The following is a 23,860-nucleotide window of genomic DNA, read 5'->3' as shown; positions in this document are numbered from 1 at the left end:
AAGGTCCTGATGTCAGAACAAGACCCTTGCATTGCCTCTGTCTCGTCCGTCTCGTCTGGCGCGCCCGCCCCGTCCGCCGCTGGGAAGCGTCGGCGTTGCGCTGTCGTGGGGCTGGGTGCGCGTGCGCGGATGTTCACCTCGGCGCTGACCGGGCCGTACGCGGACCGGATCGAGTTGGTGGGCTTCTGTGACGTCAACGCCCGTCGTATGGCCGTTCACAACGAGTGGATCGCGGCCGATCATCCTGGGCGGGGGGCCGTGGCTGCTTACGCCGCCGAGGACTTCGAGGTGATGTTGCGGCGGGAGCGGGTCGATCTTGTTGTGGTGTGCAGTGTCGACCGCACCCATGACGACTACATCGTGCGGGCGTTGGAGGCGGGGTGCGATGTGGTTACGGAGAAGCCGATGACCACGGACGCCGACAAGGCCCGTCGCATCCTTGAGGTTCGGCGGCGGACCGGGGGTGATGTGCGGGTTGCCTTCAACTACCGCTACAACCCGGTGCATTCGGCTGTGCGGGAACTCATCGCTGGCGGGGAGATCGGTGAGGTCGGGTCTGTGCACTTCGAGTGGCTGCTCGATCTGCGGCACGGCGCGGACTACTTCCGGCGGTGGCATCGGGACAAGGCCAACTCCGGTGGGCTGATGGTGCACAAGGCCACGCATCACTTCGACCTGGTCAACTGGTGGTTGGGGACCGAGCCGGAGACCGTGTTCGCGCAGGGCGGGCTGTTCTTCTACGGCGAGGAAGCCGGGCGGCGGCGGGGGCTTGCCCGGCCCTATGCCCGGGCTCATGGGGCTGCTGCGGCGGAGGGTGATCCGTTTGCGGTGCGGCTTGCGGATTCCGAGGTGCTGCGTGCGCTGTATCTGTCGGCGGAGGGGGAGGACGGGTATCACCGGGACCAGAACGTGTTCGGGGCCGGGGTGAGCATCGAGGACGACATGGCTGTGCTTGTGCGGTATGCGTCCGGGGCGTCTTTGACGTATCACCTGACCGCCTATTCGCCCTGGGAGGGGTATCGCGTTTCCTTCAACGGGAGCGAGGGGCGGTTGGAGCTGTTGGTGGAGGAGTCGATGTGGACTCGGTCCTCGGTGGGGGCCGGTGGTGCGAGTGCTGTGATGCACGGGGCGGCTGTGGGGGATGAGGTCGGGCGTACGGAGTTGTTGGTGCGGCGGTTCTGGGAGCCTGCGCGTGAGGTGAAGGTCGGGGGCGGGGAGGGGGCCGCCGCTGAGGGTGGGCACGGGGGTGGGGATGTGCGGATGCTGGCCGATCTGTTCGGGGATCGGTCCGGCGGGGATGCCCTGGGGCGGGCCGCGGATGCGGTGGACGGGGCGAGGTCGTTGGTCACTGGGCTCGCCGCCAATGAGTCGTTCGTTAGCGGGTTGCCCGTTCGGGTGCGGGATTTGTTGGATGTGTGAGGGCGGCTGCGGGGGGCGGTTGGGCGCTTCCGGGCCGGTGGGTGGGGCGGGGCCGTGCCGGTATGTCACGTTCGCGACTGCCGTGCATACTGCCCTGGGTTTCATCGGTGAACGTTTCCAGCGGGAGCCGTATGTCGCGAACGTTGACATACCGGCACGGCCCCGCCCCGCGCGCGTTGGCGGCTGCGGGTGACTTGGGTGGCTTTTGCCTACGATCTTGGCGTGGCTCTCTTTGTTGTGCAGCGGGACAGCGTGGTGGGTGTCGGCGAGGCTTGGCGGCGGCTCACTGTGTGGGAGCGGCATGCGGATGTCGTGCCGTTGACTCGGATCACTGTCGTCACAGGGGCGGCGGAGGGCGGGGTGGGCACCGTGTTCGTGGCTCGGTCCGGGGTTGGGGGCCTTGCGTTTGATGACCCCATGGAGGTTGTCGTGTGGCGGCCTCCTCAAGATGGAGGCTCGGGAATGTGTCGGCTCGTCAAGCGGGGTACGTTCATCACGGGGTGGGCCGAGATCGAGGTGCATCCGGCTGCGGATACGGGCTCGCGGGTGGTGTGGCGGGAGGAGTTGGGGGTGCGGTTGGCCCCGCGGGCTCTCGATCCCGTTCTGAAGCGGATGGCTCGGTGGACGTTCGGGCGGGCCGTGGACCGATTGTTGATGCGTCCCTGAAGGCGCTCCGCCTCGGCGGACTGGTGCTCCCCCCTTCATGACTGGGCCTCCGGAGATCAGCCGTCAGCCGCGCCCGAGCACCCGCCGCGCGCCGGCGAGGACCGCGGTCGCCAGGGTCCAGCCGGATACGACGAGGAAAACGGCCATCACCTTGTCAACGCCCTGCGGGTCCCAGGCTCCGCGGTATCCGAGGCTCGCGACCGGAATCAGGAGGTCGAGGCTGTAGAGAACGGGATCCCAGGCGCGGCGGTTGTCCCCGCCGGTCGCACGGGGCGGGAAGTTGGCAAACCACAGGGATCCGGCGGTCGCCAGCGAGACCAGCCAGAGGAGAGCTCGACGAGGTGCGTAGCCGTAGCCGAACAGCACGTCCTGCACCGCGCCCCACACCCGGCCCGACAGACGGTCGTGGCGATGCAGATGGCGTTCGCGGGCGTGCCGTACGGTGCGGGCCGAGCGATCGTCGCCTGCGGCCTCGTACGACTTCGCCAGTTGCTCGAAAGAACCCGTGCCCGCGTGGACGTCACGGGTCAGCCAGCCCATGCGGGAGCGGACTTCGACTGCGTCGGCGGTTTCGAGACGCTTGTACGTGAATCCCTCGAGGTGCAGCTTCCCGGCGGCGGGCCAGGTCGCCTCGGAGTCCACCAGGACGTCCACCGCCGCGTCCTGCAGCACGACGTGCCCGGCAGGGGCTTCGCGCAGGTCGAGACGGAGCCGCGGCACCCTCAGTCTGCTGAGTAGCAGCGCCCCGCCTGGCTCCGCGAGCACGCTGTCGTGGAAGGTCACGACGCCCCCGATCTCGGCGGCCCGGAGCAGTACCTGTCCCGCGCTGCGGAAGCCCCAGTCTGCGTAGAAGCCGCCGCTGCAGGCGAGCCCGGTGGCGTCGATGCCGCCCACGTCGGCGGCGTGGAAGTTGACGGCATACGTGACGCGCGCGTCCCTGAGGTAGAGGGCCCCGGAGGCCTTCAGGCCGCGGGCGTGCACCGAACCGCCGACCGTCAGGCGCGGGGCGAGCATGGACCAGGCCCCGGTGCCCGTCACGGTGAGCCCCTCGGCCACGAGGTTGCCGCCGATCCGCGCGTCCGCCAGTCGGAGGACACCCCCGGCGGCCCCTTCCTGTATGCGCCGCGGCACACGGACCCCGTCGGGGTCCGTGGCCGGGTCCAGCAGCGGGATCCGTTCCTCGCCGCCGTCCCCCAATCGAGTGCCGGTCAGGCGGACTTCACTGTCGACGACCACACGGTCGGCGTGCAGAGCCGGCAGGACGGACCCGGACAAGTCCAGTGCGGGAAGCGCGAGTTGTGTGAGATCGACGGACTCTTCGAACACACAGTCAACGAGCGCGAGGGCGGTGTCGAGCCGGCAGTGGCTGAGGTCGAGGGTCCCTGTGACGTGCAGACCCTCGTAGCGGGGTGCGGGGCCGCCGCCCGGCGGGTGTGCGGTGATCGCGGCGCGCAGCATGGCGGCCTCGACCGTGCCGGAGAGTCCTGTGGGACGGCGGGTGCGCCAACTCCCCCTGCGGCGTGCCATGGTGATCCCCCTTCTCCTCGCACGGCATATCACGTCCCGACCATTCCTCGCATGGGCGACCGGGCACGGGTGCTTCCGTCCATACTGAGGTCATGGAGCGTTCCCCTTCCGAGGTCCCTGCCGTGTTCGACGACGAAGCCGTCGATCTGGCGCTCGCCAAGTGGCTGCACGCCAATCACGCGAAGCTCTCCGAGCCCGAGCCGCTGGAAACGGGTGGGAGCGGCGGGAAACTCGTCTCGGCCTTTGTGAGCTGGCTGGATCCCGGGCAGCCTGAGGGCCGGATGATCATCAAATTGGTCGCACCGTCCCGCGAGGCCGCCTCGGAGCCGCGCAACCACGGCTTGGCACTGTTGAGTCGCGATATGGGCAATGGAAAATTCATCGCCGAACATCTGGTGGAACTGGTCGACAGGCCCTGGCCGGTGGGTGATGCCTGGCTGATGTTCCAGCGGCCCGCCGGTGACGGGAAGGAGGAGACCGGGACGCTCGCCGGTCTCGGCCGGCCCCAGCGGCTGCCCGAGATCACCAAGGCGATCGTCGAGGGGGTACTTGGCGAGTGGAATCCTCGCGTGGCGAAGATCGACAGCATGTCGGCGGCCCAGTTCGTCACGGACCTGCTGGGCAGGCGTCTCGACACCGACGAGCCGTTGCGCACATGGGTCCGCAGCCGGCTCGGCCCGGCGGCGGAGTCGCTGCCGTGGTTCACGCTGCCCGGTGGTGATCGCTCCGTACCCAACCCGCTTTTCCTGGCGGATGATTGCCCCATCGGCCAACACAAGGTCCGCTATACCGCGAAGGGCCGTGCCCACGGCGACCTGCACCCGGGGAACATCATGGTGCCAGTCCGGGAGGATGCCTCGACCGAGGACTTCACTCTCATCGATCTGTCGGGTTTCGATGACAAGGCTCTGCTGGCCCGCGACCCCGTCCATCTGCTCCTGTGCCTGGTGGCCGACGCCTTCCTTCTCCATATGTCAGAAGACGCCCGAGGTGAACTGATTTCCGGGCTGATCGGCCCCCGTTGTGACGGACCGCTGATCCCTCAGGGTCTGGCCGACACGGTGGACGGCGCGCGCGAGGCGATGTTCGACTGGGGCGCGAGTCTCCACATCGAGCCCAGTTGGCTCCGGCAGCAGTGGTGCCTGTCACTCCAGGCCTGCGCGCTCATGGTCACCGCGCGCGAGCGCTACCAGGACAGTGTTCGTTGGTGGTTCTTCCGCCTGGCCGCGGAGGCGTGCGGGGCTTTCCTGGACGGCATGCGGGTGAATCGACCCAGGGATTTGCCGGTCCTGAATCTGCTGCCGGACCTGGACGCAGTGAATCCGTCTCCGGTTGCCGCCCGCACGGCACGGGCCGCTGCCGTGGCAGCACCTGCCGAAGCGGAGGTGGCAGCACCTGCCGAAGCGGAGGTGGCAGCACCTGCCGAAGCGGAGGTGCCCGCTCCACCGGCAGTTGGCGGCATCATGAAGACTTCCACGACAGCCGATACCGGGCCTCTCCAAAAGTTTTTGAGGGAGATCCAGCAGACCTTCCAGTATCCGCTGGAGAACCTCACTCTGGCCCACATCGGGACTGTGCCGCCGGGGCAGGCGGACTTCGTCAGGGGTGAGGCCCTAAGACTCCGCCTGGTACTGAGAAAGGACCTGTTCCCGGCGCTTCAGAGCAAGGAATTCTCCCAAGCCCTGGCCCGAATCGGAAACCTGCTGCAAAACGTTGCGGACAGAGCGGGCAATCTGCACGGCATCATAGGCAAGGGTCGGATCATCCGGAGGACGGCGTCGTCGCCGGACGAGGCGCGCGGCGCTCTCGTGAATGCCTTGGAGGAACTGCTCGACACGACTCGCGAGTTCTCGTTCTCCCTGTCACCGGCGACTTCGTAAGCCCTCGGGTCACCGACCCAACCGGCCCGACAGGCGGTCCCGTTACGGAAGTTCCGCTGGGAGGGTGCCGGAGAGCGCGTCGTACTTCAGGAACGCCTCCCGGCTGTCAGAGACAAAGGGCCACTGCCACAGTCTCTGTCGCAGCGCGGCCTCGGGCAGCCAGTCGTGCCACGCGATCTCCGATGGGTCCGGAGTGACGTCCCCGCCGGTGACGGCCTCATTGATGACGGCCTCGTGCACTGCCATCCAGTACCGGCTGATCTCTCCCCGGCAGAGGTACTTGAAGGCGAAGCGGACCGTGACCCTGATTCCGAGCTCCTCCTTCAGCTCCCGGGTCGCTGCCTCCTCGTAGGACTCCCCCACCTCGACAGCTCCGCCCAGCAGCCAGTTGTAGCGGCCTGGGAAGCGGGTGGCGTGCTCCGGCCTGCGGTGCACGAGTATGCGTCCCTCGGTGTCACGGCATACGACCGTGGCCACTCGGTGCAGCCAGCCGCGGCGGATGGCTTCACCCCTGTCGACTATGCCGAGTACCTGGTCGTGCTCGTCCACGCGTTCCACTGGCTCGCCCGTGAGAGTCATGGAGCCCACCCTGCCAAAAGTCTGTGGAGTGCGGTCGAGTGGAGTTGCGAGACTGGGGCCCATGAGCGACATGGAGAGGTTCCGGCGGGCCGTTGTCGAGTGGGCGGCCGGTGGGGTGGGGGCTTCGGCGGCCGGTGAGAGTGCGCGGGAGCTGGCGGGCGGGGTCGGGCTGCGTACGGTCGTGCTCGTCGAGGGGGGCAGCGATCAGGTCGCGGTCGAGGTGCTGGCCTCGCGGCGTGGTCGGGATCTGGACAGTGAAGGTGTGTCGGTTGTGCCGCTCGGGGGTGCGACCAGTGTTGGCAGGTTCGTGGATCTGTGTGGGCCCCAGGGGCTTGGCGTGCGACTGGCCGGCTTGTGCGATGTCGGGGAGGAGCGCTTCTTCCGGCGGGCGTTGGAGCGGGCCGGGCTCGGTTCCGACATCCCGCCCGAGGGGCTGGAACCGCTTGGTTTCTATGTGTGCGACGTGGATCTGGAGGACGAGTTGATCCGGTCCCTCGGCGTCGACGTCGTGCAGCAGGTCGTGGTGGATCAGGGGGAGTCACGGCCGTTCCGTACTTTTCGGAACCAGCCCGCCCAGCGGGAGCGGACCGTGGAGCAGCAGTTGAGGAGGTTCCTGGGGACGCACAGCGGTCGCAAGGCCCAGTACGCGCGCGGGATGGTCGAGAGTCTGGATCTGGAGCGGACGCCTCGGCCGTTGGAGCGGCTTCTCGCCCACGTCTGATCGGACGGCATCGGACGACGTCGGACGACATCGGACACGTTTTGCGCCTCGGCCGCGGCACGTGTGTGCGTGTGTGCGTGTCAGGCCACCGAACCTATTCGTGCGGTGGGCTTCGGTGTTGATGATCTGTCGTGGTGGATGGGGGTGTGGGCGCCCGTCAGTGAGACTCCCGTGCCGCCTCGTCTGTTCGCGACTATCTCCGACGCTATGGAGAGGGCCGTCTCCTCGGGCGTACGGGCTCCAAGGTCGAGGCCAATGGGAGACCTGAGCCGCGCCAACTCCAGTTCCGTGACTCCGACTTCGCGGAGGCGTTCGTTGCGGTCCAGGTGGGTGCGGCGGGAGCCCATCGCGCCGACGTACGCCACGGGGAGGCGGAGCGCGAGTTGGAGGAGGGGTACGTCGAACTTGGCGTCGTGGGTCAGGACGCACAGGACCGTGCGGGCGTCCACCTGGGTGCGCTCCAGGTAGCGGTGCGGCCAGTCGACCACGATCTCGTCCGCCTCCGGGAAGCGGGCCGCTGTCGCGAAGACCGGGCGGGCGTCGCACACCGTGACGCGGTAGTTCAGGAACTTGCCGATGCGGACCAGGGCGGAGGCGAAGTCGATCGCTCCGAAGACGATCATCCTGGGGGGCGGAACCGACGATTCGATGAGAAGTGTGAGCGGTGCTCCGCAGCGAGAGCCCTGCTCTCCGATTTCCAGGGTGCCCGTGCGGCCCGCGTCCAGGAAGGCGCCTGCCTCCTCGATGACTGTGCGGTCCAGCTCCGGGTGTGCGCCGAATCCGCCCTCGTACGAGCCGTCCGGGCGGACCAGCAGGGCGCGGCCCAGGAGTTCCGGAGGTCCGGATGCGATACGTGCCACTGCCGCAGCCTCCCCGCGCGCGGCGGTGGCGAGGGCCGACGCGAAGATCTCCCGGGAGGGGTCCGGGGCGCGTACCGGGGTGACCAGGATGTCGATGATGCCGCCGCAGGTCAGGCCCACGGCGAATGCGTCGTCGTCGCTGTAGCCGAAGCGTTCCAGGACCGGTTTCCCGTCCGCCAACGCCTGTTGGCACAGCTCGTACACCGCGCCCTCCACACAGCCGCCGGAGACCGAGCCGATCGCCGTGCCGTCGGAGTCGACGGCCAGCGCGGCGCCCGGTTGGCGGGGCGCGCTGCCGCCGACGGTCACCACGGTGGCCACGGCGAAGTCACGCCCGTGCTCGACCCACCGGTGCAACTCTTCGGCGATGTCCAGCATGGCTCGGTCTCCTAACAGCGGTTGCGGGGAAGGCGTCCGGGTGTGTGGGCGCCTGGGCTCCTAATGGACGCCCATCCAGCTCTCGATCGGGTTCAGCGCGAAGTAGACGACGAAGATCGCCGTCAGGCCCCACATGAAGGCCCCGATCTCTCGGGCCCTGCCCTGGGCGACCTTGATGGCTGCGTAACTGATGACTCCGGCCGCGACGCCCGCGGTGATGGAGTACGTGAACGGCATGATCACGACCGTCAGGAAGACAGGGATCGCGGTGGCGCGGTCGGCCCAGTCGACGTGCCGGGCGTTCATCATCATCATGGCGCCGATGACGACCAGGGCCGCCGCCGCGACCTCGCCCGGGACGATCGCCGTCAGCGGGGTGAAGAACAGACAGGCCGCGAAGAACAGGCCCGTGATGACGGAGGACAGGCCCGTGCGGGCGCCTTCGCCGACGCCTGTGGCGGACTCGACGAACACCGTCTGGCCCGAGGCGCCCGAGACGCCGCCGATCGCGCCTCCGGCGCCGTCGATGAACAGCGCCTTGGACAGGCCCGGCATCCGGCCCTTGTCGTCGGCCAGCTTGGCCTCGGTGCCGACGCCGATGATGGTGGCCATCGCGTCGAAGAACCCGGCGAGGACCAGGGTGAAGACGATCATGCCGACCGTCATCGCGCCGACCTCGCCCCAGCCGCCGAACTCCACGTCTCCGAAGATCGAGAAGTCCGGCATGGACACCGCGCTGCCGTGCAGTTCGGGCGCGCCACTGGCCCACTGCCTGGCGTCGATGACGTCGAGGGCGTTGAGGACGACGGCGAGTACGGTGCCGCCGACGATGCCGATCAGGATCGCGCCGGGGATGCCGCGCGCCTGGAGCATGAAGATGGCGAGCAGGGTAACGGCGAAGAGCAGGACCGGCCAGCCGGCGAGTTCGCCGGTCGCGCCGAGGGAGAGCGGGGTCGCCTTGCCCTGGTGGACGAAGCCCGCCTTCACCAGGCCGATCAGGGCGATGAACAGGCCGATGCCCATGGTGATCGCGTGCTTCAGCGCGAGGGGGATGGCGTTCATGATCATCTCGCGCAGCCCGGTGACCACCAGCAGCATGATCACGACGCCGTACATCACACACATGCCCATGGCCTGCGGCCAGGTCATCTGGGGTGCGACCTGCGAGGAAAGGACGCCGGAGACGGAGAGTCCGGCGGCCAGGGCGAGCGGCACCTTGCCGAAGAAGCCCATCAGAAGCGTGGTGAAGGCCGCCGCGAACGCGGTCGCGGTGATCAGTGCCTTCTGGCCGAGCGTGTCCCCCGCCGCGTCCTTGCCGGACAGGATCAGGGGGTTGAGCAGCAGGATGTACGCCATCGCCATGAAGGTGGTGACGCCGCCGCGCACCTCACGCGCGACCGAGCTTCCTCGCTTGGATATGTGAAAGTACCGGTCGAGCCAGGACCTGCCGGCCGGGATACGGGTTCCTTCACCCGCATCGTCGGCGGTGGTCCTCGGCTCCAGTGACTGCTGGGTCATGTGGGCCTACTCCCAAGGTTCACAGGGGCACCCGCTGTTGCCTTCGGCGTGTACGGGATTTGGGAAGGTGCTTCGGCCGCACGACCCGGGGGACGGCCCGAGACGAACGAATCGTGGTGCGCACTTGGACCGGTACCGGGGTGCCGTTGGACGTACGGTCGCCCGGTGCCGGGGTGCTGTAGCTGTGCCCACCCGTTCCGCCCTGCGGAACGCCTGCCCACAGCTACAGCGGGTCGCCTATGCCGTGCCGGTGAGGTGTTCCGGTCGGACCGGCGTCCTGTTGAGCTCCAAGCCCGTCGCGTTCCGGATTGCCGCTAGCACGGCCGGAGTTGACGACAGAGTCGGTGCCTCGCCGATGCCACGGAGCCCGTACGGCGCGTGGTCGTCGGCGAGTTCGAGCACGTCGACGGGGATGGTCGGCGTGTCGAGGATCGTGGGGATGAGGTAGTCGGTGAAGGACGGGTTCCTGACCTTCGCCGTCTTGGGGTCGACGATGATCTCCTCCATGACCGCGATGCCCAGGCCCTGGGTCGTACCGCCCTGGATCTGGCCGATGACGGACAGCGGGTTGAGCGCCTTGCCGACGTCCTGGGCGCAGGCCAGTTCGATGACCTTCACCAGGCCCAGTTCGGTGTCCACCTCGACGACCGCGCGATGGGCGGCGAAGGAGTACTGGACATGGCCGAAGCCCTGGCCCGTACGGAGGTCGAAGGGCTCGGTCGGCCGGTGCCGCCACTCCTCCTCGACCTCTACGAATTCGTCTTCGAGGACGTCCACCAGGTCGGCCAGTACCTCGCCGCCGTCGGTGACGACCTTGCCGCCCTCAAGGAGCAGTTCGGCGGTGGCCCAAGCGGGGTGGTACGTACCGAACTTGCGGCGGCCGATCTCCAGGACCCTCTCGCGGACCAGCTCGCAGGAGTTCTTGACGGCGCCGCCGGTGACGTACGTCTGACGGGACGCGGAGGTCGAACCCGCCGAGCCCACCTGGGTGTCGGCCGGGTGGATCGTCACCTGGGCGACGCCCAGCTCGGTGCGGGCGATCTGTGCGTGGACGGTGACGCCGCCCTGGCCGACCTCCGCCATCGCGGTGTGGACGGTGGCCACCGGCTCTCCGCCGACAACTTCCATGCGGACCTTGGCCGTTGAGTAGTCGTCGAAGCCCTCGGAGAAGCCGACGTTCTTGATGCCGACCGCGTAGCCGACGCCTCGTACGACGCCTTCGCCGTGGGTGGTGTTGGAGAGGCCGCCCGGCAGCTGGCGGACGTCGGCCGCCTCGCCCGCGGCGAGCCACTGCTGCTCCGGCGGCATGGGCATCGCCTTGACGCGGCGCAGGAGTTCGGCGACCGGGGCCGGGGAGTCCACGGGCTGGCCGGTCGGCATGATCGTGCCTTGTGTCATCGCGTTCAGCTGGCGGAACTCGACCCGGTCCATGCCGACCTTGTCGGCGAGCTTGTCCATCTGTGCCTCGTAGGCGAAGCACGCCTGGACCGCGCCGAAGCCGCGCATGGCGCCGCAGGGCGGGTTGTTGGAGTAGAGGGCGATCGCCTCGATGTCGACGTCTTCGAGTACGTACGGGCCGACGGACAGGGATGCCGCGTTGCCGACCACCGCCGGGGACGCCGACGCGTAGGCGCCGCCGTCCAGGACGATGCGGCACTTCATGTGCGTGAGCCTGCCGTCCTTCGTGGCCCCGTGCTCGTAGTGGAGCTTCGCGGGGTGGCGGTGGACGTGGCCGAAAAACGACTCGAAGCGGTTGTAGACGATCTTGACGGGCTTGCCGGTGCGCAGTGCGAGGAGGCAGGCGTGGATCTGCATCGACAGGTCCTCGCGACCGCCGAACGCGCCGCCGACGCCGGAGAGCGTCATACGGACCTTGTCCTCGGGCAGGCCGAGGACCGGTGCGATCTGCTTGAGGTCCGAGTGCAGCCACTGGGTGGCGATGTAGAGGTCGACGCCACCGTCCTCGGAGGGTACGGCGAGGCCGGACTCGGGGCCGAGGAAGGCCTGGTCCTGCATGCCGAAGGTGTACTCGCCCTCGACGATGAAGTCCGCTCGTTCCCGAGCGGATGCCACGTCTCCGCGAATGATCGGCTGGCGGTGCACGATGTTCGGGTGCGGGACGTGGCCGATGTGGTGGTCGTCGCGGCCCTCGTGGACGAGGATCGCGTCCGGCGCGGTCGCGGACGCCTCGTCCGTGATGACCGGCAGTTCGCGGTACTCCACCTTGATCTTGGCGGCGGCGCGGCGGGCGGTCTCCGGGTGGTCGGCGGCGACGATCGCGACCGGCTCGCCGTGGTGGCGGACCTTGCCGTGTGCGAGCACCGGGGTGTCCTGGATCTCCAGGCCGTAGTTCTTCACCGCGGTCGGCAGGTCGTCGTACGTCATGACGGCGTAGACGCCGGGTGTCGCGAGGGCCTCGCCGGTGTCGATGGAGACGATCTCGGCGTGCGCGACCGTGGAGCGCAGAATCTGGCCCCAGAGCATGTCCTCGTGCCACATGTCGGAGGAGTACGCGAACTCGCCGGTGACCTTGAGGATGCCGTCCGGGCGGAGGGTGGACTCGCCGATGCCGCCCTTGGTCCGGGAACCCTGGGTGACCTTGGTGGGAGTGCCGAGGGGAGCGCTTTTGCCGGCCATCGTCAGACCACCTCTCCCTGTCGGGCGGCCGCCAGGCGGACCGCGTCCATGATCTTCTCGTAGCCGGTGCAGCGGCAGAGGTTGCCCGACAGCGCCTCGCGGATGTCCCCGTCGCTCGGGGTCGGGTTGCGCTCCAGCATCTCGTCGGCGGCGACCAGCAGGCCGGGCGTGCAGAAGCCGCACTGGACGGCGCCGGCGTCGATGAACGCCTGCTGGATCGGGGAGAGTTCGGTGCCCTCGCCGGTCTGCGAGTCGGACGGCTTGGCCTCCCACTGCTTGGCCGCGTCCAGGGGCGTACCGCAGGCTCCGGAGCCTGCGGAGGCACAACCCCCGTGCTCCGCGCGCTGTTTGGCGAAGTCGGCGAGGCCCTCGACCGTGACGACCTCGCGGCCCTCGACCTGGCCGGCCGCGACCAGACACGAACACACCGGTACGCCGTCCAGGCGGACCGTGCAGGAGCCGCACTCGCCCTGCTCGCAGGCGTTCTTGGAGCCGGGCAGGCCCATGCGCTCGCGCAGGACGTAGAGCAGGCTCTCGCCCTCCCAGACGTCGTCGGCTTCCTGCGGACGGCCGTTGACCGTGAAATTGACGCGCATTACGCGACTCCCTCCGAACGGGCGGCGGTGCCGCGGTACGACTCCCAGGTCCAGGTCAGCGTGCGGCGGGCCATGATGCCGACCGCGTGGCGGCGGTAGCTGGCCGTGCCCCGGACGTCGTCGATCGGGTTGCAGGCGCCCGAGCACAGCTCCGCGAACTGCTTGGCGACCGACGGGGTGATGATCCTGCCGTTGTCCCAGAAGCCGCCCTCGTCGAGCGCCGCGTTCAGGAACTCCTCGGCGGCCCTGGCCCGTACGGGCGTGGGCGCGGCCGAGCCGATGCCGGTGCGGACCGTGCGGGTGTCGGGGTGCAGGGCCAGACCGAAGGCGCAGACCGCGATCACCATGGCGTTGCGGGTGCCGACCTTCGAGTACTGCTGCGGGCCGTCGGCCTTCTTGATGTGGACGGCCCGGATGAGCTCGTCGGCGGCGAGCGCGTTGCGCTTCACGCCGGTGTAGAACTCGTCGATCGGGATCAGCCGCGTGCCCCGTACCGACTGGGCCTCGACCTCGGCACCCGCCGCGAGGAGGGCGGGGTGGGCGTCACCGGCCGGGGAGGCGGTGCCGAGGTTGCCGCCGACGCCGCCGCGGTTGCGGATCTGCGGGGAGGCCACCGTGTGGGAGGCGAGGGCCAGGCCGGGCAGCTCGCCGCGCAGCTGCTCCATGATCGCCGTGTACGGGACCGAGGCGCCGAGGCGGACGGACTCCTCGCCGACCTCCCACTCACCCAGTTCGCCGATGCGGTTCAGATCCAGCAGGTACTCGGGCCGGCGGTGGTCGAAGTTGATCTCGACCATCACGTCGGTGCCACCCGCAATCGGCACAGCGGTGGGGTGCTCGGCCTTCGCGGCGAGCGCCTCCTCCCAGCTGGCGGGGCGAAGGAAGTCCATGACCGGCTCTCTTCTTCGTCTCGTGGATGGTTCTGATCAAGCCAGTTCGTGTGCGGCGGGCCCGGCTCGTTCATACGTTGTTCACGTGGATTGAAATCAGTACACAGCGCCGTCCCGCACCTGGGTCAGTCACCGAAACCATGAAGGAGTTCGCTGGCCAGGGCGCGCATCTTGTAGATTCGTATGAACGGAGGTCATCAGTAACCTCCCCGCTTTTCTCTGGAAACACCACACGCAGCGCCGGGAATCAGCGACCACCTGTCGCGAAAGCCCAGGACACGGGCCATGAGGGCCGGAACCATCGTCCACCGGACCCCTCGGGCCCACTCTGCGGAACCCGGGAACCCGTGCACGGGGCATCCATTCTCGGGTCCCTCCGGAACCATCCAGATCCATCGTAGTTTTCGAGACAGAACGGCGGCGACGAGAATGCGGCTGCGCGCACTGCTGGACACCGACGCGCTGGGCCTGCGGCTGCTCGGCGGCGAGGACGAGCTGGACCGCACGGTCCGTGGCGTGATGACCACGGATCTGCGGGACCCCAGCCGCTATCTCTCGGGCGGCGAGCTGGTGCTCACGGGGCTCGCCTGGCGCCGCGACGCCACCGATTCGGAGCCGTTCGTACGGATCCTCGCAAGCGCCGGGGTCACCGCGCTGGCCGCGGGCGAGGCCGAGCTGGGTCCCATTCCGGAGGACCTGGTGGCGGCCTGTGCGCGGCACCGGCTGCCGTTGTTCGCCGTCAACGAGTCGGTGGCCTTCGCGACGATCACCGAGCACGTCGTACGGCAGGTGTCGGGCGAGCGCGCCGGGGATCTGGCGGCCGTGGTGGACCGGCACCGCCGGATGATGACCTCGGGTCCCGCGGGCGGCGGCCCCGACGTGGTCCTGGACCTGCTCGGCTCCGACCTGGACCTGCGGGCCTGGGTGCTCTCCCCCGCCGGGCGCCTCATCGCGGGCTCCCCCGGCGCCGAGCCGGGGCTGCCCTCCGCGGTGTGCGCGGCGCTGGCGGGCGAGCACCTGGCGGCGGTCCGCACCGGGCGGCGCGGGCCCTACCGGGTGGCGGTGCGCGGCACTACGTACTCGCTCTTCCCGATCCGCAGCAGCACGCGGGGCACGGGCGCGGCGGGTGCGACGGCGGGTGCACCGGGCTCACGGGACGTCCGCGAGACGGTCCTGTCGGACTGGCTCCTCGCGGTCGAGGCCGACGCCGGGGACTGGCCCGCGGAGCGGCTCGACCTGCTGGAGGGCGTGACCCAGCTGATCTCCGTGGAGCGGGACCGGCGGGACGCGGCACGCACGGTGCGGCGGCGGCTCGCGCAGGAGGTCCTCGAACTGGTGCAGACCGGTGCCGCGCCCGGCGAGATCGCGGCGCGGCTGCGGGTCGCGGCGCCCGTGCTGCTGCCCGGGCTCGGCGCGGCCCCGCACTGGCAGGTCGTGGTCGCCCGCGTGGAGTGGGACGGCGGGGAGATCGAGGGCGGTGCGGTGGCGCAGACGCTCCTGGAGGAGATCCTCGTCGACCCGCTGTCGTCCGGTCCCGAGCCGTCCGACCGGATCGCGGTCGCCCATACGGGTGAGGAGGCCATCGCGCTCGTACCGCTTCCGGCGGTTTCCTCGGAGCACGACGGATCGGAGGCCGGGCTGCACGCGGACACCCTCCTGGCGGCCGTACGGGACCCGCTGTCGGCGGGGCTCGACGACGACGGGCGGCTCACGCTCGGCGTCAGCGCCTCCGTGCATTCGGCGGAGGGGCTGCGCGGCGCCCTGGAGGAGGCCCGGCACGCGCGCCGGGTCGCCGCGGCGCGGGCCGGCCGGGTGTGCGCGGCCGGGCACCAGGAGCTGGCGTCACACGTCCTGCTCCTGCCCTTCGTGCCTGACGACGTGCGCCGCGCCTTCACCGCGCGGCTCCTCGACCCCCTCCGCGACTACGACCGGCGCCACCGCGCCGAGCTGATCCCCACGCTTGAGGCGTTCCTCGACTGCGACGGCTCCTGGACCCGGTGCGCGGCCCGTCTGCACCTGCACGTCAACACGCTGCGCTACCGGGTGGGACGCATCGAGCAGTTGACGAGTCGCGATCTTTCCCGCCTGGAGGACAAGCTCGACTTCTTCCTCGCGTTGCGCATGAGCTGATCGCCCGCCGCGCTTCGCCTCGCCCCGTCCAGTTGACCAGCACGAGTGCGCGCATAACAGGTGCTTGACGTCCAGTCTGCTGGCACCATGGGGCACTCCGGTGCGAACGGGGGGCACGGGGGCACGGGGGAGGGTCCGATGGTCGAACTCACGGTGGAAGAACGTCAACGACTCGTCACGCTTCTGGCCTCCATGCCCATGCTCTCCACCGAGTCAGGCCGTGCAGAGGTGCTCACCCTCGCCGGGCTCAGGGGTCTGGTGCCTCAAATCGACCTCAGCGGCCCCCCGCTCGTGGCGGCCAGCCGCACCGTCAGCCATCTGTCAGCGTATGGCCGGTTCTCCCGCGACCACGAGGCTCTCGGCCTCTTCCTCAACCTCGTCGCCACGCTCACTGGCAAGGAACAACAGGACTTCATCGCAGGCCTGTTGATCAAACACCTCATGATGGTGCCAGTCTCCCCGACTCGCACGATCACCTCCTGGATGGGGGCTGACACCCCCGGGGCCGTCGACGAGAAGATCATCACCAGCAACACGCTCCGCCCGGTCCACTTCCTGGAGCGAGCCCTGGACTCCGCCCGCTCCGTGTGTCACATCGAGGTCCGTCAGCAAGCGACCGGCTGGACCGGCACGGGCTTTCTGGTCTCGGACGACCTCCTACTGACCAATGAGCATGTACTGCCGCAGGAGGACCTCCTCGAGGGAACCCGGTTCCTCTTCAACTACGAAGACGATCCTGCAGGCCGCCCCCGCCCCGTCGAAGCCGTACGGGCCAGCGGGCGGCTCTTCCTCTGCGATCGGAGTCTCGACTTCACCCTCGTCGAGTTGGACGGCCGTCCCGGCGAACGCTGGGGCCAGCTGCCCCTCGCCGCCTCACCGCCCCTGCCTGGTGAGCGGGTGAACATCATCCAGCACCCCGGCGGGCAACCCAAGCAGATCGCCATGCAAAGCAACTTCGTCGAATACGTCGACGCCAACGTGATCCAGTACGTCACGGCCACACTCCCCGGCTCATCCGGCTCGCCTGTGCTGACCGACGACTGGCGGGTTTGCGCCGTCCACCACGCCGGAGGCAATCTCAAAGAACCTGCCACCGGCAGCCGTTACTTCCGCAACGAGGGATTCCGCACCAGCCGGATTCTGGACCGGCTCCCACCGGAACTCCGCTCACGTCTCAGCTGATCACCACCGGAGGGCACACCCATGCACAACGCGCACACAGGGAGCCTGCGCGGCAGACTTATCCAGACCCTCGCTTCCCTGCCGGGCATCACCCAGCCGGGACAGCGGGAGTACCTCCTGGCGAACGCGGGATACGAAGGACTCACCAGGCATCTGGACGTCCACGGTGGCAGCACAGTCACCTTCTTCAGCTCTCTCATCAACACGCTGGCGCCGAGCGGCCCCAAAGCCCTGGCCGACCTCATTACACGCCTGGCAGAGGTCACCGTCGTAGGGGTGGACCGCAAAGATCAGCTGATCGCGCTCGCCGACGAGATCCGGCGGCTCACGCGCACCGAAATCGCTGAACTCATGACGGCCGGAACACCAATCGCCACCCTGCGCGCTCGCGCTCGCGAGAACACACTGAAGGAGATCTCCGAGGTCGGCTCGAAGTATCTCCGGGATCTCTACTTCCGCCATGAAGAGCTGGAAGACCGCGTCGCGGAATTCCTAGCCGACGACAGCTCCTGTCTGCTGATCGTCTCTAAGCCGGGCCGCGGCAAGACCAGCCTGCTGTGCGCACTGGCCGAAAGGACCGTCGACGACTCGGTCGTCCTGATGATGTCGGCCCGCGTTCCGGTTTCGGAGCCACACGGCCTGCTGAGCCTGATCGCAGGCCGGCTCGGCTACGGCATCGACTGGCCAGGTTGCTTCGCTGACCTGGCCCAAGTGAGCGCCCTGGGGCCACACCCGTTGCTACTACTCGACGCCATCAACGAATCACCTGCCAAGCCGGACGACATGAAGGCGGCCCTGCACGAGCTACTACGGCAGGCGGAGAGTGCAGGCGTCAAGGTCGTGATCACCTGCCGTACCGATTTCTGGCAGTTCTATCGGACCTCCTTCTGGTCCAGCTATGTAGGTCAGCGGACCCTTGCACCCGCCGGAATCAGGGCGTCGTCCACTCGCGTGGACGACGTACCGCTGTTCCCCACCGACGCCTTCGCTCAAGTCGCCGCCGACTACTTCACCGCGTTCGGCATCCGGGGAGAGCTCCGGGGCGAAGCAGCCGAGCGCTGCAGGCACGCCTTGGTGCTGCGTATCTTCTGCGAGGCCTACCGCGGCCAGGACGTCGGCGTCGTCGATGATTTCCGCCTCTTCAGACTGTTCAAACTGTTCTGGGAACGCAAGGTCGAACAGGTCGCCGACACGACCTCGCTCAAGAGCAGGGGCGCAGTGGCCGAACTGCTTCTGGATGTCGCACGCCTCATGCGGGAAGCCCGTAGCACGACGGTGCCCCGAAACGCCGTGGCGGCCCGGCTGCGCTGCGTCTCCGCCGAATTGGACAGCAGTGACTCGCTCTACAGCCGGGTCATAGACGAAGAAATCATCCTCGAGGAGAGCGTCGACGAGGAGCTGGGCGTACGCAACGTCGTCTTCATCTACGATCGGTTCGCCGAGTATGTGCTCGCCCTCAGCCTGTACGTCGACCACGGCTGGTCGGCGAAGACCCTCGAGGTCATTGTCTCCGACACAATTGCGCTGATAGAAGCGGAAGACGGATTCCCCTCCCTGCGAGGAGCGCTGGAGTTCCTCGTCCTGCGGCTGGAGGATCTCAGGCCCTCGGAGCTGATCCACATCGCAATGGTCCGCCAGATGGTCAACCGGAACTGGAAGTGGCGAGGCATCGCGACACTGCTGGCTTTTCAGCTCGACCGCCGCCACGGCCCGCCCTTCTGGGACTTCCTGCGTGAACTAGCCGGGCACAACGTCGACTTCGTCAGGCGCATCGTCGCGGAACAGTCACCCAAGATCACAGCAGACGGAGCCCCCCAAGGACTGCGGCTCCTCAATGGCCTGCTGTGGGACGACAACCGGGGTGTGCTGGCCGCGGCCCGGCACGCCCTGCTTCGCTTGCCCTCCGCCGCGGTGCCCCAGGAGGTGCAGTTGCTCTTGGCCATGCCGGGACGGGAAGCGGTGACGCTCGCGGTGCAGTTGCTGATCGTGGCGCCAGGGAATGACCGTCAGGAACTGCACAGGCGCGTGGAGTGGCTGACGACCCATTGCACTGACGACCGGCTGTCCGAAGCTGTGCCGACGGTCCTCAAGACCAACCGCGGCCTCGCCTACACGGAGCTTCCGTGGCTGGCGATGTGTCGGGAGGCATTCGACTCGGCGAGCGGTCCGCTCGCCGAACGCTATCGCGAAGCGGCCGTGGCACAGTACGAGCAGCGACTGGCCGAGCTTGAGGAGGACCGGCTTTTCCTCGTCCAGTTGTACGAGGCGCTCAATGACGAGCTGCGCGGTGCGGCCGCAACGAATGAGCAATTCGACTCCCAGGCATACCTCGCCACCTGGCGCTACGAGTTCCCGAATGACGAGCCCACACAACCTGGCACGACGTTGGACACAGATAGCATTCTTCACAGGCGCCTGCCGCCTCCGACGCTAGCCGTATGGGATCGACTGTCGGAGGCACCCGGGCCCCAGCCCCGGCTGATTGGGCGCGAGGTGGATAACTCCCGCTGGCCGGACGCACAGAAGATCGCCGACCTGTGGCAAGCGGTACGTCGGGTTACCACAGCGCTCGAGGCGTCGCCCCACTCGCAGGCCAGCAGGGAGACGTGGGCCTCCTTCTGTCGCAACGTGTCCAGCGAGGCGGGCCTGGACATGACTCATACGGTGGCAAGCGGCATGGCACACCCGGAACAGCTCGCGCTGTGGCTCTGGCACAGCGAACTGGAGCGACGTAAACGCAGCGGCGGAATCGGCGCCTTGGTCTCACGACTCGAAAAGCTTCCGGTGTCCCTGCTCATGGAGGAGCTCGAGGCGTATCAACATTCTGTACGCCTGCCCCAGCACACATTGGCCGACTTCCTGGAGGCTCTGTGTCGAGTGTTGCGCGAGGAACCGACTCGGCTCGCACAGGTTCTTGCACCCCTGGTGATCTGGCACGAGTCCCAGGACAGCAGAATGGTCGACGATGCGCTCGACGAACTCCACTGGTTGGACCCGGATTCCTTCTGGTACATCGTGCAGTCCCTGCTCAACCACCCCGACCAGCGGCTCATCAACGTGGCGACACGGGCCGGCGAACGGGCCGAACACGTCGACGAGAGCGGGTCCCGCAACAAGCGGGAGATCCTCGACGGCCTGGCCGACATCATCAACGAGATCGCGGGCATCCCCGCGGAGGAAGTCCATATGGGGGCGTCCTTCACGGATGATCTGGATGTCGACTCTCTGTCTCTGGTGGAGGTGCTCGTCGCAGCCGAGGAGCGCTTCAACGTACGCATTTCGGACGAGGACGCAAGGCATGTGCACACGGTGCGCGCCGCCGTGGACTACATCGCGCGCCAGGACATCACCGACCGGAACTAAGTGCGAGCCCGGTCGCGCTCGGCAGCCCCCGGCGCTGCCGATCCCACGACTTTGTGAAATCCTTCACCCACCCCCTTGGCCGGGCGCGTGCATTCGTGCTGAGATGCCGCCACCACTCAACAGCTCAATGGCGTGCTCGGGGAGGGCAACGTGGCGCATACCGCCATGTCTGGTTACGGGACGACTGCAGGGGACGATCCACTCCAGACCGCGGTGTGGCGGCTGCGCTCGCGCGCCTGCTGGGCCGACGCGGCGGCGCTCCTCGAACCCCACACGGCCTCGGCCGCGCTCCAGCGGGCCTCGCTCCTCGTCGAGCGGTGCCTCTACACCGAGCAGGGCTGGGCGGAGGCGGAGGACGCGCTGCGTACGGCGGAGGCGCTGGCCCAGTCCGACGACGAGCGGGGCGCCGCGGCGTGCGAGCGCGGGCAGCTCGCGTACGCGTCCACGCTGCTCGCCGTCCGCGACCGGGCCGACGAGGCGCGGGCCGCGCTCGGCCGGGCCGCCGCACTGATCGCACCGGGCGCACCGGGCCGGGCCCTGCTCGACTTCCGGCGCGGGCTGCTCGCCGAGAACCTCGCCCACTCCCCGCAGTCCGCGCGCGCCGCCTACCGCCGCGCCCACGCCGGCGCCACCGCCCAGGACGACCCCCTCTTGCTCTCCTTCACCTGGCGCCACCTCGCCGGACTCGCCCTGCGCGAGGGCGAGTTGGTGGAGGCACGGCACGGCTTCGGTGAATCCCTGCGCATCCGGGAGGAGTTGGGCTATCTGGTGGGCACGGCCCCGGCCCTGGCCTCCCTGGCCGACGCGGAGACCGAGCCGGAGGCCTCGCGGCTGCGTGCGGAGGCGGGGCGGCTGTTCCGCCTCCTTGGTGGCGTACCGACCTGGCTGGCGGGCCAGTTGACTCCGCCGGCGGCTACGGCCTGAACCGCCGCGCTTGGCTGCCGCCGGTTTGCGTGTCGTGTGCGGGTGGGTGGGGGCTGGGCGCGCCCCGCGGCGGAGCCGCAAAATGTCACAGCCCCGCGCCCCTTACGGGGCCCGCGGCCAGCTGAGTCTCACATGTTGACGAAGTGCTCCCGCAGCAGCGCCTCTACCGCCGACAGGTCCTGTGCGGACAGGGCGTCCAGGAGGGCGAGGTGCTGGGCCGCGTCCGCCATCAGTTCGAGGCGGGCGCGAGCGGTCGGGCTTCCGCCGAGGGGCCACTGCGCCCGCCGGTGAAGCTCGTCCGCGATGCGTACGAGCTGCTCGTTGCCCGCGAGGGCGAGGATCGCCCGGTGGAAGGCACGGTCGGCCTCGGCGTACGTCGCCCGGCAGCCGACGGCCGCCGCCCTGGCCGTCTCCTCCGCGAGAGGGCGCAGGTCCTCCCAGTCGTCGGCCGACAGGGTGCAGGCCAGGCGCAGCATCACGGGCGCCTCGATCAGCCCGCGGATCTCGGCGAGTTCGGCCAGCTCGCGGGCGCCGCGCTCGACGACACGGAAGCCCCGGTTCGGTACGACCTCCACGGCGCCCTCGACGGCGAGTTGCTGCATGGCCTCGCGTACGGGCGTCGCCGAGACACCGAAGCGTTCGCCGAGCGCGGGGGCCGAGTAGACCTCACCGGGGGCGAGTTCGCCGGCAACTAGGGCGGCCCGCAGTGCGTCGAGGATCTGGCCGCGGACGGAGGCCCGCTGAATCGCGGGGCGGGGGGACTCGGACAGGGCCGGTCGCGCGGACGAGGCCGGGGACGCGGACGAGGCCGGGGGCGGGGGCGCGGAAGACGTACGGGCGGCGGGGACTGCACGCGAGCCGGATCCATCGCGTACGCCCGGGCCGCCCGGCCCAGCCGGTGCGCTCGGCGCTCCGGGTCCTCCGGGCGTACCGCGGCTTGCGGGCCCCCCGAAGCCACCGGGAGCCGCGGGACCGGCGGGAGCTCCGGCGGCTCCGTGGTGCCACGGGTCTCCGAAGGCCTCCGGCGTGCCCGGACGCCCGGAAGCGGCCGTCGAAGTCCGCCGTGCACCGGTTCCCGGGGCGTCCGCCGAGGCCGGGAGCCCCTCCCGCGTCACCCTCGGCTGCGGAATGGGCGTCTCGCTGTGCGTGTGCTCCCCGCGGGCGGTGTGCTCGGCGGGAGCGGGAGCAGGGGTGGGAGCGGGAGCTGAAGCCGGGGTGCCGGGTGCGGTGGCGTCCCGGGGGGTGTCCTCGCGGAACGCCCGGCCGGCCGCGCGTTCCCGGGCCTCGCTCGTGGCCCGGCTCTGCTGCTGGGGTACCCGGGGCGTCTCCGCCCCGGTGGCGGTCTCCGAAGGGTCTCCTGCGGAGCCGTACGCCTCGCGCGAACCGGCCTTCTCCACGGGAGCCTCCTCCAGGACGGGCAGTGGTGATGAGTATTTCGGTCGGGGTCCGGAGCGACCCCGACAGAACAGGGTAAACCTCGATCGTATCGGGTAAGGTAAGCCTTACCTGCAACTGATCACGGAACGGGGCCCCTGCATGTCCGCTCCCGCCCCGGCCGAGACCTCGCCCGGCGCAGACGTACGCCCGGTCGGCTCGGCTCTCACAGCGGCGTACACGCGGATGACCGAGGTGCTCCCGTCGCTGGGCGTCACGGAACTCGCACCGCACGAACCGGCCCCGACGGGCGACGGGTGGATCTCCGTCGCCGGGCTCGCGGAGGGCGGGGCCGCCCTGGACGCGTTCCTCGCGTGGGACGACGACCAGGTGCTCAGGGACCACGGACGGCGGGGCCGTCCGGACGTGATCGCCAGCTTCGGTCTGCACCGTTACGCCTGGCCGGCCTGTCTGCTGATCACGGTGCCGTGGTTCCTGCTGCGCCGGGTGCCCCGCCTTCCCGTGCGGCACGTCACCTTCCAGCGCATGCCCGGCAGCATCGCCGTACGCGTCGGTGAGTTCGCCTGTCTGCCGGACGATCCGGCGGCCGCGCTGCCCGGCGCCCGGGTCGTCCCCGACGAGGAGGCCCTGCGCGCGGCGGTACGGGCCGCCGTGGCCGAGCACCTGGAACCGGTCCTCGACTCATTCGGCCCCCGGACGCGCCGCCGGGGCCGCGCCCTGTGGGGCATGGCGACGGACGAGGTCGTCGAGAGCCTCTGGTACGTGGCCGGGCTCCTGGGCGAGCAGCGGCGCGCGAAGGACGAGCTGGAGCGGCTGTTCCCCGGCACGACCCGGCCGTACGTCGGCGCGGCCGGCTTCCGTGAGGTGACCGGTTCGAACGGCGAGTGCCTGTCCACCCGTGACCGGGCGAGCTGCTGCTTCTACTACACGCTCGACGCCGAGGACACCTGCGCCAACTGCCCGCGCAACTCCGAGGCGGTCCGCATCGCGAAGCTGACGGCGGAGGCGGCCGCGGCGGGCTGATCCCGTGGCAACCGGCTGACTCCACGTCACGTAAGATCAACTCGGCACGGAACCGGGCACCTTCACGGCGGCCCGGCCGAGCCCTTTGGTTACAGTCGATTCACAAAGTCCTCACTTGCCGCAAGAACTTTCCGTGGAACCACCCGTAAGGGTAATCTAACTCGAACTCAAC

15 protein-coding genes and 2 pseudogenes are annotated in these 23,860 nt (G+C 69.2%); 9 read left to right on the top strand and 8 right to left on the bottom strand.

Features of this window, described 5'->3' with window-relative positions:
- The first annotated feature begins 9 nt into the window (after nucleotides 1-9).
- Nucleotides 10-1,419, top strand: coding sequence for a Gfo/Idh/MocA family protein (locus ACFWXQ_RS10635; RefSeq protein WP_383944326.1), 1,410 nt, complete (start codon nucleotides 10-12; stop codon nucleotides 1,417-1,419).
- Between the two features lie 729 nt (nucleotides 1,420-2,148).
- Here ACFWXQ_RS10635 and ACFWXQ_RS10630 read toward each other — a convergent pair.
- Nucleotides 2,149-3,612, bottom strand: coding sequence for a hypothetical protein (locus ACFWXQ_RS10630; RefSeq protein WP_383949241.1), 1,464 nt, complete (start codon nucleotides 3,610-3,612; stop codon nucleotides 2,149-2,151).
- Nucleotides 3,613-3,734: 122 nt separating this feature from the next.
- On the opposite strand from ACFWXQ_RS10630, the gene ACFWXQ_RS10625 reads away from it, so the two are divergent.
- The gene (locus tag ACFWXQ_RS10625) at nucleotides 3,735-5,492 is read left to right on the top strand and encodes a hypothetical protein (RefSeq protein ID WP_383949238.1); all 1,758 of its coding nucleotides are present in this window, start codon (nucleotides 3,735-3,737) and stop codon (nucleotides 5,490-5,492) included.
- A gap of 42 nt (nucleotides 5,493-5,534) precedes the next feature.
- On the opposite strand, the gene ACFWXQ_RS10620 is transcribed toward ACFWXQ_RS10625, so the two are convergent.
- A complete protein-coding gene (locus tag ACFWXQ_RS10620) occupies nucleotides 5,535-6,071 on the bottom strand; it encodes an NUDIX hydrolase (protein WP_383949235.1) in 537 nt (178 codons plus the stop codon).
- A gap of 61 nt (nucleotides 6,072-6,132) precedes the next feature.
- Between ACFWXQ_RS10620 and ACFWXQ_RS10615 the strand changes: the two genes are divergently transcribed.
- Nucleotides 6,133-6,792 (top strand): TOPRIM nucleotidyl transferase/hydrolase domain-containing protein, encoded by a 660-nt coding sequence (locus tag ACFWXQ_RS10615; RefSeq protein ID WP_383949232.1) that lies wholly within the window; start codon nucleotides 6,133-6,135, stop codon nucleotides 6,790-6,792.
- Between the two features lie 80 nt (nucleotides 6,793-6,872).
- Here ACFWXQ_RS10615 and ACFWXQ_RS10610 read toward each other — a convergent pair whose 3' ends face one another.
- The 5 genes from ACFWXQ_RS10610 to ACFWXQ_RS10590 form a co-directional block, all read right to left on the bottom strand.
- A complete protein-coding gene (locus ACFWXQ_RS10610) occupies nucleotides 6,873-8,030 on the bottom strand; it encodes an XdhC family protein (RefSeq protein ID WP_383949229.1) in 1,158 nt (385 codons plus the stop codon).
- Nucleotides 8,031-8,090: 60 nt separating this feature from the next.
- On the bottom strand, nucleotides 8,091-9,548 hold the full coding sequence (locus ACFWXQ_RS10605; RefSeq protein ID WP_383949226.1) for an NCS2 family permease: 1,458 nt from the start codon (nucleotides 9,546-9,548) through the stop codon (nucleotides 8,091-8,093).
- A gap of 237 nt (nucleotides 9,549-9,785) precedes the next feature.
- Nucleotides 9,786-12,185, bottom strand: coding sequence for a xanthine dehydrogenase family protein molybdopterin-binding subunit (locus ACFWXQ_RS10600; RefSeq protein WP_383949223.1), 2,400 nt, complete (start codon nucleotides 12,183-12,185; stop codon nucleotides 9,786-9,788).
- A gap of 2 nt (nucleotides 12,186-12,187) precedes the next feature.
- Nucleotides 12,188-12,781 carry a (2Fe-2S)-binding protein gene (locus ACFWXQ_RS10595; RefSeq protein WP_383949220.1) on the bottom strand — a complete coding sequence of 198 codons (594 nt, stop codon included), beginning with the start codon at nucleotides 12,779-12,781 and terminating at the stop codon, nucleotides 12,188-12,190.
- A complete protein-coding gene (locus ACFWXQ_RS10590) occupies nucleotides 12,781-13,671 on the bottom strand; it encodes an FAD binding domain-containing protein (protein ID WP_383949218.1) in 891 nt (296 codons plus the stop codon). The genes ACFWXQ_RS10595 and ACFWXQ_RS10590 overlap by 1 nt, the downstream gene beginning before the upstream one ends.
- Before the next feature lie 429 nt (nucleotides 13,672-14,100).
- Here ACFWXQ_RS10590 and ACFWXQ_RS10585 point away from each other — a divergent pair, with 429 nt between their 5' ends.
- The 5 genes and pseudogenes from ACFWXQ_RS10585 to ACFWXQ_RS10565 all read left to right on the top strand — a co-directional run bounded on the left by ACFWXQ_RS10585 (nucleotide 14,101) and on the right by ACFWXQ_RS10565 (nucleotide 21,270).
- Nucleotides 14,101-15,801 carry a PucR family transcriptional regulator gene (locus ACFWXQ_RS10585; RefSeq protein WP_383949216.1) on the top strand — a complete coding sequence of 567 codons (1,701 nt, stop codon included), beginning with the start codon at nucleotides 14,101-14,103 and terminating at the stop codon, nucleotides 15,799-15,801.
- A gap of 138 nt (nucleotides 15,802-15,939) precedes the next feature.
- Nucleotides 15,940-16,983 carry a trypsin-like peptidase domain-containing protein gene (locus tag ACFWXQ_RS10580; RefSeq protein ID WP_383949213.1) on the top strand — a complete coding sequence of 348 codons (1,044 nt, stop codon included), beginning with the start codon at nucleotides 15,940-15,942 and terminating at the stop codon, nucleotides 16,981-16,983.
- Between the two features lie 21 nt (nucleotides 16,984-17,004).
- A pseudogene (locus ACFWXQ_RS10575) lies at nucleotides 17,005-17,286 on the top strand (hypothetical protein); the annotation flags it as partial.
- A 2,754-nt stretch (nucleotides 17,287-20,040) separates the two neighbouring features.
- Complete coding sequence (locus tag ACFWXQ_RS10570; RefSeq protein ID WP_383949244.1) at nucleotides 20,041-20,346, top strand: acyl carrier protein; 306 nt, start codon at nucleotides 20,041-20,043, stop codon at nucleotides 20,344-20,346.
- Between the two features lie 150 nt (nucleotides 20,347-20,496).
- Nucleotides 20,497-21,270: a hypothetical protein gene (locus tag ACFWXQ_RS10565; RefSeq protein WP_383949210.1), complete on the top strand. Its 774-nt coding sequence runs from the start codon at nucleotides 20,497-20,499 to the stop codon at nucleotides 21,268-21,270.
- Nucleotides 21,271-21,398: 128 nt separating this feature from the next.
- Here ACFWXQ_RS10565 and ACFWXQ_RS10560 read toward each other — a convergent pair.
- Nucleotides 21,399-22,028, bottom strand: a pseudogene (locus ACFWXQ_RS10560) (GntR family transcriptional regulator); the annotation flags it as partial.
- Between the two features lie 778 nt (nucleotides 22,029-22,806).
- Between ACFWXQ_RS10560 and ACFWXQ_RS10555 the strand changes: the two are divergent.
- Nucleotides 22,807-23,688 carry a (2Fe-2S)-binding protein gene (locus ACFWXQ_RS10555; RefSeq protein WP_383949207.1) on the top strand — a complete coding sequence of 294 codons (882 nt, stop codon included), beginning with the start codon at nucleotides 22,807-22,809 and terminating at the stop codon, nucleotides 23,686-23,688.
- Nucleotides 23,689-23,860 lie beyond the last annotated feature (172 nt).

It is taken from the genome of Streptomyces sp. NPDC058697, from assembly GCF_042715345.1.
Classification (GTDB): Bacteria; Actinomycetota; Actinomycetes; order Streptomycetales; family Streptomycetaceae; genus Streptomyces; species Streptomyces liliifuscus.
Note: the sequence above shows the minus strand (reverse complement) of the source record. Positions and strands in the feature narration are given on the sequence as shown.

Coding starts and splice junctions, on each gene's coding strand:
- ACFWXQ_RS10580 (WP_383949213.1), top strand. CDS start 15,940: ATGGTCGAACTCACGGTGGAAGAACGTCAACGACTCGTCACGCTTCTG.
- ACFWXQ_RS10635 (WP_383944326.1), top strand. CDS start 10: ATGTCAGAACAAGACCCTTGCATTGCCTCTGTCTCGTCCGTCTCGTCT.
- ACFWXQ_RS10600 (WP_383949223.1), bottom strand. CDS start 12,185: ATGGCCGGCAAAAGCGCTCCCCTCGGCACTCCCACCAAGGTCACCCAG.
- ACFWXQ_RS10555 (WP_383949207.1), top strand. CDS start 22,807: ATGTCCGCTCCCGCCCCGGCCGAGACCTCGCCCGGCGCAGACGTACGC.
- ACFWXQ_RS10615 (WP_383949232.1), top strand. CDS start 6,133: ATGAGCGACATGGAGAGGTTCCGGCGGGCCGTTGTCGAGTGGGCGGCC.
- ACFWXQ_RS10585 (WP_383949216.1), top strand. CDS start 14,101: ATGCGGCTGCGCGCACTGCTGGACACCGACGCGCTGGGCCTGCGGCTG.
- ACFWXQ_RS10620 (WP_383949235.1), bottom strand. CDS start 6,071: ATGACTCTCACGGGCGAGCCAGTGGAACGCGTGGACGAGCACGACCAG.
- ACFWXQ_RS10595 (WP_383949220.1), bottom strand. CDS start 12,781: ATGCGCGTCAATTTCACGGTCAACGGCCGTCCGCAGGAAGCCGACGAC.
- ACFWXQ_RS10610 (WP_383949229.1), bottom strand. CDS start 8,030: ATGCTGGACATCGCCGAAGAGTTGCACCGGTGGGTCGAGCACGGGCGT.
- ACFWXQ_RS10605 (WP_383949226.1), bottom strand. CDS start 9,548: ATGACCCAGCAGTCACTGGAGCCGAGGACCACCGCCGACGATGCGGGT.
- ACFWXQ_RS10590 (WP_383949218.1), bottom strand. CDS start 13,671: ATGGACTTCCTTCGCCCCGCCAGCTGGGAGGAGGCGCTCGCCGCGAAG.
- ACFWXQ_RS10630 (WP_383949241.1), bottom strand. CDS start 3,612: ATGGCACGCCGCAGGGGGAGTTGGCGCACCCGCCGTCCCACAGGACTC.